This window comes from Pseudomonas sp. 20P_3.2_Bac5 (assembly GCF_025466035.1).
Lineage (GTDB): Bacteria > Pseudomonadota > Gammaproteobacteria > Pseudomonadales > Pseudomonadaceae > Aquipseudomonas.
Map to the genome: position 1 here is coordinate 1 of NZ_JANLOA010000055.1, position 10,671 is coordinate 10,671.

9 protein-coding genes and 1 rRNA gene are annotated in these 10,671 nt (G+C 61.6%); 4 read left to right on the forward strand and 6 right to left on the reverse strand.

Annotated elements, in window-relative coordinates:
- Window positions 1-60: 60 nt before the first annotated feature.
- A 5S ribosomal RNA gene (rrf, locus tag NTD88_RS09125) occupies window positions 61-176 on the forward strand.
- A 63-nt stretch (window positions 177-239) separates the two neighbouring features.
- Here rrf and NTD88_RS09130 read toward each other — a convergent pair.
- Genes NTD88_RS09130 through NTD88_RS09145 form a run of 4 tightly spaced genes read right to left on the reverse strand, consistent with a single transcriptional unit; the run spans window position 240 to window position 5,894 of the window.
- Window positions 240-707: an SRPBCC family protein gene (locus NTD88_RS09130; protein WP_262153364.1), complete on the reverse strand. Its 468-nt coding sequence runs from the start codon at window positions 705-707 to the stop codon at window positions 240-242.
- Between the two features lie 26 nt (window positions 708-733).
- Window positions 734-4,180 carry an amino acid adenylation domain-containing protein gene (locus NTD88_RS09135; protein WP_262153365.1) on the reverse strand — a complete coding sequence of 1,149 codons (3,447 nt, stop codon included), beginning with the start codon at window positions 4,178-4,180 and terminating at the stop codon, window positions 734-736.
- Window positions 4,177-5,121 carry a diiron oxygenase gene (locus NTD88_RS09140; RefSeq protein ID WP_262153366.1) on the reverse strand — a complete coding sequence of 315 codons (945 nt, stop codon included), beginning with the start codon at window positions 5,119-5,121 and terminating at the stop codon, window positions 4,177-4,179. The genes NTD88_RS09135 and NTD88_RS09140 overlap by 4 nt, the downstream gene beginning before the upstream one ends.
- Entirely contained in the window at window positions 5,118-5,894 is a 777-nt protein-coding gene (locus NTD88_RS09145; protein WP_262153367.1) for a DUF3050 domain-containing protein, read from the reverse strand. Before NTD88_RS09145 ends, NTD88_RS09140 begins: the two co-directional genes overlap by 4 nt.
- A 129-nt stretch (window positions 5,895-6,023) precedes the next feature.
- On the opposite strand from NTD88_RS09145, the gene NTD88_RS09150 reads away from it, so the two are divergent.
- Entirely contained in the window at window positions 6,024-6,209 is a 186-nt protein-coding gene (locus tag NTD88_RS09150; protein ID WP_262153368.1) for a hypothetical protein, read from the forward strand.
- 327 nt (window positions 6,210-6,536) lie between these two features.
- Here the strand turns inward: NTD88_RS09150 and NTD88_RS09155 are convergent, their stop codons facing one another.
- Window positions 6,537-7,229 (reverse strand): GntR family transcriptional regulator, encoded by a 693-nt coding sequence (locus tag NTD88_RS09155; protein ID WP_262153369.1) that lies wholly within the window; start codon window positions 7,227-7,229, stop codon window positions 6,537-6,539.
- Between the two features lie 216 nt (window positions 7,230-7,445).
- On the opposite strand from NTD88_RS09155, the gene lapG reads away from it, so the two are divergent.
- Together lapG and lapD are read left to right on the forward strand one after the other, a co-directional pair.
- On the forward strand, window positions 7,446-8,201 hold the full coding sequence (lapG, locus tag NTD88_RS09160; protein ID WP_262129052.1) for a cysteine protease LapG: 756 nt from the start codon (window positions 7,446-7,448) through the stop codon (window positions 8,199-8,201).
- 9 nt (window positions 8,202-8,210) lie between these two features.
- Complete coding sequence (gene lapD / locus NTD88_RS09165; protein WP_262153370.1) at window positions 8,211-10,142, forward strand: cyclic di-GMP receptor LapD; 1,932 nt, start codon at window positions 8,211-8,213, stop codon at window positions 10,140-10,142.
- A 31-nt stretch (window positions 10,143-10,173) separates the two neighbouring features.
- Here the strand turns inward: lapD and NTD88_RS09170 are convergent, their stop codons facing one another.
- Complete coding sequence (locus tag NTD88_RS09170) at window positions 10,174-10,515, reverse strand: tryptophan synthase subunit beta (protein ID WP_262153371.1); 342 nt, start codon at window positions 10,513-10,515, stop codon at window positions 10,174-10,176.
- Window positions 10,516-10,671 lie beyond the last annotated feature (156 nt).

Genomic DNA, 10,671 nt, shown 5'->3' on the forward strand with positions numbered 1-10,671 from the left:
AGTAGAAGCATCAAGAATTTCGCTGAACTGTTCTCTACAACAGATCGGCACACAGAATTTCTTGACGACCATAGAGCATTGGAACCACCTGATCCCATCCCGAACTCAGCAGTGAAACGATGCATCGCCGATGGTAGTGTGGAGTTTCTCCATGTGAGAGTAGGTCATCGTCAAGATTCAATTCCAAAACCCCTGTCTGCATTGCAGACAGGGGTTTTGTCTTTCTAGCGGGTCAACTTTCAGTTGAACAGATTGCGGACGTTATTCATGGCGCCGTCCGCAAACCCCTGCAGAAACGTCTGAAATGCGGGAAGCGCATCAGACCCTCCCTCGCTGGGTTCTCCTTGAATTGTCCAGATCGCGCGGCTTTGACCGTTGCCCAAATCCCTCACTTCCATGGCTGCCCAGAGATTGCCGATGTTGAGGCTGGTATGGATCAAACTCCAGGTCATGGTCATTGCCTGATCGTCGTGGGAGTTGAGTTGTTCGATGACGAAGTTGTTGTTCTTGAAGAACTTCTTGCGGATCGAGCGCACGCCACTGCCCGTCATCTCGATATGACTCAACGCCGGGATGAATACCGCGAAGCCGGCGAAATTGCCGACGATGTTCCAGACACTTGCGGCATCCGCGGCAATATCGACCTGCGAAACGACCTGGCAGCCTTGTGGATTGCGAATCAGCGTGTCGGGTTTCAGTGTTTGCATGGTGTTGCTCCTCTGGGTGGGATGGATCAGATGAACTGGATGTCCTGGAGATACCGGCAGCCGCGTGCCAGCAGTGCAGGGCTTTTCTCTGGATAGCGTTCGCCCATGCGCTGCACGCCTTCACGGGCGTTGTCATGGGCTATGTGCGAGACGTCGCCGATGTCTTCCTCGAAACCGTCCAGGTAAAAGCCGAGCACGTCATACAAAGCGTTGTTGCGGTCGATCCGTTGCAACTGCCGCTGCCACTGTTCGACGCTGACGAGTTCGAATGCCTGACCACACTGACGAAACGCCGCGACATAGCGTTCCCAGCGCAATGGCTCGGGGTTATGCAGGTTGAACACCGCTTGGGCCGCGCGATAACGACTGGCGTGAAAGCCGATAAAGCGGGCAAGGAAATCCACGGGCATCAGGTCGAACTCGAGGTCCAGCGCCGGCACCTGGCCCAATTGCAGCGAGCCCTTGAGCATCAGCATCAGACGGTTCTTCAGTGGCTGACAGACGCCGCTGTGGCTGTTGAAGCTGATATTCCCTGGGCGGAAGAGATTGACCCACACCCCATCCTGACGAGCCCGTTCCACAAGGCGCTCACCCACCCATTTGCTCAGGTTGTAGCCGTTGCGGATGTACAGCGGAGGTGTCGTGGCCGGTGGCTGCTCCAGTACCCGCCCGTGCTCATCCCGGGCGCTGCAGGCTGAAAGGGTAGAGATGAAGTTGAAGATCTTCTTGCTACGCCCCTCACACAGGCGCAGGCATTCGAATAGCGGCTCTACGTTGTCTGCCGCCAGCGCGGGGTAGTCGAGCACGTGGTTTACCTGCGCCGCGTTGTGAACAAGCGCGCCATAGCGAAGATCCAGGTCTTCGTAGTCCGTTTCGCTCAATCCGAGTCGGGGTTTCCGAAGATCCGCTTCCAGAACGCGAATCCGGCGCCAGTCCAGGCCGTCGATGCGGTTGTCGAGCACTGCCTGGGCGAAGCGCTCTTCGGCTGAACGACCGTTGCCGCGGCGGACCAGGCAAGCCACCTCCGTCGCGCCCCAGGAGAGCAGCGCCTCGACGATATGCACGCCGAGAAAGCTGTTGGCCCCGGTGACGATCACCTTGTGCGGGTCACCCAATCGATCGATTGGCAGCACCTGCAGACCCAGCTCGCGTTCGGCATCGGCCACGGCCTGTGGGTTGAGCGCGCTTGCGTTGATCGCCTCACCGCTGACCAGGCTGGCCAGCCGTTGCAACGTGGGTGACTCGATGAAGCGATTGATGGAGATGCCTCGACCGAAGCGGTCACGCAGTGCCAGCAACAGCCGCGATAGCAGGATCGAATGTCCGCCCAGGTTGAAGAAGCTGTCGTCGGTCGAGATGTCCTCCGGCGGCAGTTCCAGCAGCTCGCTCCATAGTTCCAGCAGTTGTTTTTCCAGAGGGTCGGCGGCGGGTACGTGCGGCCGCTGTCCGGAAAACTCGACCCGCGTTGCCAAGAGCGCACGGCGATCAACCTTGCCGTTGCTCGTGTAGGGCATTCGCACAAGTTCCTGATAGAGCAGGGGGCGCATATAGTCGGGCAGGTGCTGCCGGGCATGGGCGCGAAGCGCTTCGACAGCATCGGGATGACGGGGCTGCGCGAGAAACGCCAGCACCCGGCGTTGCTCATCGATCACCACGGCAACCTGAGCGAACAGCCGACTGGCGCGCAGGCAATGTTCGATCTCTTCCGGTTCAACTCGAAACCCACGAATCTTCACCTGATTGTCGCGGCGCCCGCAGATTTCGATGCTGTTGGCGGTCCACCGAGCGAGGTCGCCCGTGCGGTACAGACGCAGGTGCTCGCCTTCCGGCAGTTCAAGGCTGATGAAGCGTTCCGCGGACAATAGCGGATTGTTCAGATAGCCCAGGCCAACGCCGGCGCCGCTGATGTACAGCTCGCCGACGACACCCTGCGGGACGGGCTGGAGCGCCTCATCGAGCAGCAACACGCGAGTGTTGGCGATCGGCAGCCCGATATCGCGGTTGTTGTCGCCGACACTGAACACCCGGGTGGTGGCCAGCACCGTGGTTTCGGTCGGGCCGTAGATGTTGTGGACGCGGCATTGCCCGGCCAGGCGCTCGATTACTTCGGGCTCGCAGACATCGCCGCCGGTGATCAGGTGCTGCAGGCTGGTGTCCTCCAGTTTCAGCAGGCTGAGTAGGGCGGGGGGTAAAAAGGCGTGGCTGACTTCCTGTCGGTGGATCAGATCTTCCAGCCGCGCGGGATCCCGCCGCTGGTTTTCATCCGGCACCACCAGTTCGGCACCGCAGACCCAGGTGGGGAGGATGTCGAGCAACGAGGCATCGAAGTTGATCGTGGAGAACTGTAGCACCCGGCTCTGTGGGCTCAGTTGCACATGGTCGCCGTACCAGGCCTGGAAATGGCTGAGGTTGCCTTGGCTCAGCAGCACGCCTTTCGGTTGGCCGGTGGTGCCGGAGGTGTAGATGGCGACACAGGGTTCATCTGTGTTGGGTCGGCGCTGCATAAGCCCGGACAGGGGTTGCGGTGCCGGCGGGGGAAGGTGACTCAGGTCCAGTCTGGGAATTGACTCATCACACGCTGGGAAACTTCCGTCATGAATCAGCACCGTTGCGTTGGCGTTTTTCAGAATGAAGCGCAGCCGCTCGGCCGGGGTATCTGGATCCATTGGCAGGTAGATGGCGGCACAGCCGAGGACCGCCAGAAGGCTCGCATACAACGCCAGCGACTTCGGCAGGCAGATCGCGATCAGCGCGGTGTCGGACCGGTCAGCGGTCGGCAGCAGTGGCAGCAGTGGCAGCAATTGCTGCTGAATCGCCAGCGCTTGAGCATGCAACGCCGCGTAACTGATGCGCTGACCATCGACGTTCAAGGCCGGGTGCCTGGCGTGAACCAGCAGGCTGTGTTCGAGGCGCTCGATGAGCGGCGTGTGGCTTTCCCGCAGCAGCGAGGCATGTTCGCGACGATTGAACACATGGAAGTAGGCCAGTCGCTCCAGCCAGCAAAGCGTCTGCTCATGGGGTTGTTGCGTAGGGGGAACAACGGCGGCTTCGCGAAAGTACTCCGGGTTACGCGAGAAACGGCTGACATGCAGCGCCACACGTTCTTGCAGGCTATCGAGAACCGTCAAACGCAGTTGTTGGCCGTTGCCTGAGCATTCCTTCGCCACAGGTTGCCGGTCGATCAAGCGTTGAGCCTTGGCGGTGCCGGACCAGTAGAGCAATTCCAGCTCAGGCAGCTCGTCGACATCCAGGCTGCTGCTGGCCACCCGCATGCTGAGGTGCGGGCAGCCCCCGAGCGCCGGTACGTCCAGGCTACCGTCCTCGATCAACAGGTGCGGGGTGACAAAAGGGCATGCCTCCAGCAGCGCTGTGTCGATGGCGTGATGCAGCGTATGGCCGTGCTGTTCCAGTTCGTCGCGCAGCCGGGCAAGGGCCGGGCTCCTGCCGGCCAGCAGGATATCCAGGCGCCTCATGACGTGCTCCCTGACGGCAGGTATTCGGCCAGGGCCTGTTGCACGCAAGTCGCGTCGAGCAGTGAGCTGCTTCTGAAAAAACGCAGGATGTTGCCCAACAGCGGGTGCTGGTGATTGATCGGCCAGGCCATAGCCGTCACCTCGGCGCGCAGCGCGCAGGCCACGTGATCCGGCACCTCGAGCGCGGCGATCAACTGATGGTCGAACGCTTTCTGGATGTCGTTGGTCAGGTAATGGCCGATGAACACCGGCAGAAGCTGGGCGATGTGTTCTCGGTCCTGTTCGGGTGCCTGGCTCCAGTAGATGCGTGTCAGGCGAGCCCAGAAGGTCGAATGGCGACCTTCATCGAGCAGGTGATCGGCCATCAGCCCCTTGATCGAGGGTTTGACGCTGTCATCGCGGGCGAACGCGGCAACATCGTTGGTCAGGGTGTTTTCCGCGATGCCCACGCAAATCAGTTCCACCGCGTCGCGCAGGTGCTCCGGGGCCAGTGCGAGGGCGGCGGGAATGGCCCGGCTCAGTTCGATTTCCGCGGGCAGGGCGATGGGCTTGATGCCGGTCAGCTCGACGGTCTGCTGCATGAAGTCCATGGCCACCAGAGCGTGGTAGTCCTCATCCACCACCACGGTCATGGCGTCGTAGCGGCAGGCGAAGGGGAAGCGCACGGCGAAGCGGTCCTTGGCGATGGCCCGGGCGGTGCGATCGACGATTTCGGTCTCGAAGATCACCACATCGTTGATCAACTTGTAGAGGCTCTGGACCAGGGCGAAATCGCGCAGGTGCGGGCATTCGCGAAGAAAGGTGTCGCTGAGCACCAGCGGCTGGCGGCTGAGCGGATAGATCAGCCGCTCGTCGTCCTCAACCTGGCGCCGCGGGCGGGTGCGGATGGTGGCGCGGCTCTCCCAGCTCTCGGCGAAGGATTGGTAGTCGAGGCTGTTCATAGGCTGGCCTCGGTGATGTCCGCGTGCATCGACAGCCGCAAGCGATCCCAGAATGCCAGGCGGCTCTCCACGGCAGCGATGGCGGCGGTGTAGACCTCGCGTTCGCGCTGAGGGTCGCCATTGACCAGGCGTGCCAGCAGTTGCTCGGCGGCGGGGCCGTGGTCGTCGGAGTCGACCTCGATGTGCCGTTGCAAGTAATAGCGGAACGTCGGGGCGTGGCTGCCGGTGATGCCCCAGTCGTCAAGGATGCGCTGGAACATGGTCGGGATGACGCTTTCGCGGCCATGCAGGAACGCTGCGGCAACGACATGGGCGGGCGCATTGAGCGCGGTATCCAGCGTCTGCTCGACAAAATGCCGGGCGGCCTCGCTGGCACCCGCTTCATGCAGGGCGGACCGGTGGTGCAGGCCGTCGCGCTGTAGCAGGACAAAGCGCTCGATGCTCTGCGTGCGCGCGCCGACCTCGCGCATCGCATCCAGATACAACTCGAAGTGGCTGTAATGACCCTGCTCCAGGCGGTCATCCGACTCTTCACCCAGCACGATCTCATTGATCAAGCGCGCGGCTTTGGGGTCTTGGGGCGGTAACCAGGGCAGCCGGGTGCAGGTCAGTTCCTGCTGCAGGCGCTTGGTCAGGGACATGAAATCCCAGACGGCGAACACATGGGTTTCCATGAACCGGCGCAGGACCGGCAGCGAGTCGATTTCAGCGAAGACAGGATGACGCGCCAATTCGTTTTTCTTTTCATGCAGAAGGTGTTCGAGCCTGTTCATTGCAAGTTCCTTTTTAAACTTCGCGACGTGGAAGTTGGTGTCCGGGATAGTTTTGATAGTTGCCAGGCAGGTTATTTCAGGTGACAGAAATCCCCTGGACTGAATCGCCAGTGAAAACGAGTTGATGACATGCAAGTTGCCGAGTGCAGCGCGGGCCGTGGCGTTGGCCAGGTAAGCCGGGCGTTCTCCGGTGATCGAAAGCTAAGGCAACTTTTCAATGTTCTGCAAGAGGAGGTGTTGGATATATTTCAAAGCGTGTTTTTCAAAGTTGATAGTTGCTCTTTAAAACAACGTCTATTTGTTTTATTGGGGTGAAAGTGTCCGCCTCGGCTATAAAGGGCCAAAGTTTTAATGCGGCGAGTGAATGCCTCACTCCGGGCACTTTTTTACGTGGGATGTTGCAGATTCGAATGTGAGGGGCAGCTGATCGTTATCGGCTCCTGCCCGGGGATGAGGCTCCTTCTGCAGGTCAATGAGGAGCACGCAACCGGGCCATGCAAAGGCCGATCAGGGCTGCGTGCTGGACTTAGAGTGTGCAGCAAACGCGCGGGCTGTCATGGAATTGGGTGGTGCAGGGGAAGGTGCCGCCGAGACGGGAGGCGCATCAGGACCGCTGGCGCGGCCCATGGCGGGCAGGGAGGGTTACGGCTTGGGTTGTTTGTCGAGGTAGCCGCGGATGGTTTTCAGGGCATTGCTCAGGTGGCGGTGAAGAATCGCCACGGCGTCTTCGATGGCTTTGTCGTTGGCGGCGTCGACCAGGCCGTTGTGGTCGTCCTGGGTCAGCTTGCCCAGTCCCATCGAGGACAGGTGGAAACGCAGGAAGCGTTCTTCCTGGCATAGCTCGTTGTCGATCAGGCGCAGCAGCTTCTTGCTCCGCGCCTTGCTGTACAGGGTCATGTGGAACAGCCGGTTCAGGCGACCGATTTCAGAGTGGCGGGTTTCGTTCTCAAGCTGGCGGATGTAATCGCGGGCCAGGGCGATGTCGTTGGCGTCGAGCAGCGGAATGGACTGGCGCAGCGCTTCGGTTTCGAGCATCTCGCGCAGTTCGTAGGTTTCGACGGCGTCTTCGCCGATCAGCGGAGCGACCACGGCACCCTTGTGCGCCACGACTTCGAGCAGCCCCTGCGCTTCGAGCTGGCGCAGTGCCTCGCGCACCGGCATGCGGCTGACGCCAAACAGGGTCGCCAGCTCTTGCTGACGCAATGCCATGCCGGGTGCCAGGCGTCCGTCGAGAATGGCGCCGCGCAGGCGCTCCTCGATCACGCTTCGCGCGAGGTGCGGGGGTACCTGTTCGTCGCCCAGGATGGTGTTGAGGAGTTTGGATTTTCCGGCCACGCTACTTCTGCCCAATATTGGATCCAATCAAGCTAGTAATGGAGGCGATCCTTGTCAAACCTTCGGTTTGAACTATTCCGGCCTGTGGATAAGAGGTCTTGGTGGGGAACCGCGGTGCTATCGTGAATGAACTCTCGGTTTAAGGGAAGCACCGCTCCGGCATGGCCTCGAACCCTCCGTCGGGTGCGTTTTGGCTGATATCACGGTGATTGCTCGGTGTCATTGTCTTTTCCCCGCTCAGGCGTCACCATCGGCGCTTTCCAGGGACTTCGCGGACCGTTCGTCTTGGCGATACGTTGGGCTGTTTATCTGACCATGCGCCGGGTGGGGCTGGCTCTGTTGCTTGGCCTGGCGCTGCTGGGCGGATTGCGTGCGGACTGGGATTTTTCCCAGATCAGTCGCAAGGCCCAGGCCCTGTATGGCCCGCTGGGCGCCGGTCAGCAGCGCATCGACGCCTGGCAGCAATTGCTGGCGACGCAAAAGCAGCTCGGCGATGTCGAGCGTCTGGAGGTAGTTAACCAGTTCTTCAATCGGCAACTGCGCTACGAGGAAGACATCGACCTGTGGCACGAAGTCGATTACTGGGCGACCCCGATCCAGTCGCTGATCAAGGGCGCGGGGGATTGCGAAGATTACGCCATCGCCAAGTATTTCAGCCTGCGCCGTCTCGGCATCCCCGCGGAAAAACTACGCATCACCTACGTAAAGGCCCTGCGCCAGAACCGCGCGCATATGGTCCTGACCTACTATTCAAGTCCTGAAGCCATGCCCTTGGTACTCGACAGCCTGATCGACGCGATCAAGCCGGCCAGCCAGCGCACCGACCTGTTGCCGGTGTACGCCTTCAATGGCGAAGGCTTGTGGCTGACGGGCGCCGCGGGTAACAAGAAAGTGGGCGATACCAAGCGCCTGTCGCGCTGGCAGGATCTGTTAAAGAAGATGCAGGCGGAAGGATTCCCTGCCGAACCCTGAGGAGCTCAGATGTCACTGTTCAAACAATTGTTGCTCGCCATCTGCCTGTTTATGGTGGTCGCCTTCAGCGGCAGTTTCATGGTGAGTCTGGAAAGCTCGCGCAGTCAGTACGTCAATCAGTTGCGCTCCCACGCCCAGGACGCTGCCACCGCGCTCGCCCTGTCGCTGACGCCCAATCTGGATGACCCGGCGATGGTCGAGCTGCTGGTCAGTTCGATCTTCGACAGCGGTTATTACGCCAGCATCCGCGTGGTGGACCTGAGCTCCAACGCCATCCTGGTGGAACGTCATGCCGAGCCGGACGCCGGCAGCGTGCCGCGCTGGTTCATCCACCTGATCGGTCTGGAGCCGGCCGGCGGCGATGCGATCGTCATGCGCGGCTGGCAGCAGGCGGCGCGGGTCGAGGTGGTCAGCCACCCGATGTTCGCCCTGGCCAAGCTCTGGCAGAGCGCTCTGGGCAGCCTCGGCTGGCTGCTGCTGTGCGGCGCCTTGAGCGCGGTGGCCGGCGCGCTGCTGCTGCGTCGTCAGCTCAAGCCGCTGGACTATATGGTCGAGCAGTCCCACGCCATCGCTCGCCGGGAATTTCTCAGCCTGCCGGACCTGCCGCGTACGCCCGAGCTGCGCCGGGTGGTCCAGGCCATGAACCAGATGGTCGAGAAGCTCAAGGCCCTCTACAAGGAGCAGGCCGAGCGCAGCGAGAAGTTGCGGGTCGAGTCCTATCAGGACAGCCTCACCGGCCTGGCCAACCGCCGTTATTTCGAAATGCAGCTCAACGCCCGGGTCAGCAATCTTGATGAGACGGGCGACGGCTATCTGCTGTTGTTGCGGGTTCAGGATCTCGCCGGGCTGAACCAGCGCCTGGGCGGTCATCGGACCGACCAGTTGCTGCAAGCGGTCGGTCAGCAGTTGAAGAGCGCGTGCGCCAACTTCCCGGAGACCAACAACCTGATCACCCGCAGCCGCGGCGGCGAGTTCGCCGTGCTGGCGCCGGGCTTGAGTCATGACGACGCGATCAAGCTGGCCGAAGCGCTGGAGTCCGGCTTGCGCGGCATTTCTGATGTCACCCCGTCGGCGTGCATCGGTCTGGCACCGTTCAGTCCCGGGGATGAGCCCAAGGCCCTGCTGGCGCTGGCGGACGAGGCCCTTGCGCGTGCGCAGAGCCAGCCGGAGCCGTCGTGGGTTTGCCTGGAGCAAGGCTCGGCGACGCAGGCCAGTGATATCCATCGCCAGTGGCACTCGTTGCTGGACGAGGCACTGAATCAGGGCCGCTTCGAGCTGTTCTTCCAGCCCGTGGTGGACAGCAACGCGCTTGACCGAGTGTTGCACTACAAGGTGCTTTCGCGGCTGATCGATGACCAGGGCGAGACCATCGCCGCCGGCCGCTTCCTGCCGGCGCTGGAGCGTTTCGGCTGGGCGACCCGGCTCGACCTGATGATGCTGGAGAAAGTCCTCAAGCAGATGCATGGCCACGACCAGTCGCTGGCGCTCAACCTCTCGGCGACGACCGTCGTCAATCCGGCCAGCCAGCAAAAAGTCCTGGACCTGTTGGCTCAACACGCCGTCCTTGGTCCGCGGCTGACCCTGGAAATCGCCGAAGAGCAATTGCCGGAACAGTCCGTGCTGGAGCAATTGACCCGTCGCCTGCGCACCCAAGGCTTCAGCCTGAGCCTGCAGCACTTCGGCGGACGCTTCAGCATGATCGGCAACCTGGCCCATTTGGGCCTCGCCTATTTGAAGATCGACGGCAGCTACATCCGCGCCATCGACGAAGAGCAACACAAGCGCATCTTCATCGAGGCCGTGCAGCGCGCAGCCCACAGCATCGACCTGCCACTGATCGCCGAGCGCGTGGAAACAGAAGGGGAGTTGAAGGTGTTGCGGGAGATGGAGATCCAGGGCGTGCAGGGCCGGCTGGTGGGAGAACCGGCACCCTGGGCGTGAAACCCGGCCCCGTTGCCAGGGCCGACGGGATTCAGATCAGGCCGCCGTGATCGTCTTCGTCAATCAGGTTATTCAGCCCGCCGAGGGCGGCACGGGCGGTGTTGCGGTTGAGCAGCTTGGCCTGAGCACCGGGCGGCAGGTCGGTGATGCTGATCACGCCTTTGCTGGTCAGCACGTCGATCAGGTCTTCCAGCACCCGAATCATGTCCAGGTCGCTCTGCTTGAGCTGCTTGAGGCTGTTCTCGACCACATCGTCGGCAAACCATTCCAGAACTTCGGCGTGATCGGCGGGCAGTGTTTCCGTGGCTTCGGCAAAGGCGGCGGCTTCGACCCGAAGCAACTGGCCTGCCATGTCGCGTTGCACGTAGAACATGGTCATCCCTCGTGATTGTGGTTCCATCATCTTCTTCTTAAAGCACTCAGCAGCTTAGGCCATAAACGGCGCACGAGTATGCGCCGCCTATGGCCGCCAGGCAAAAAACCGCAGTGTCGTGGGGGGGGGGGGGGGGGGGGGGGGGGGGGGGGGGGG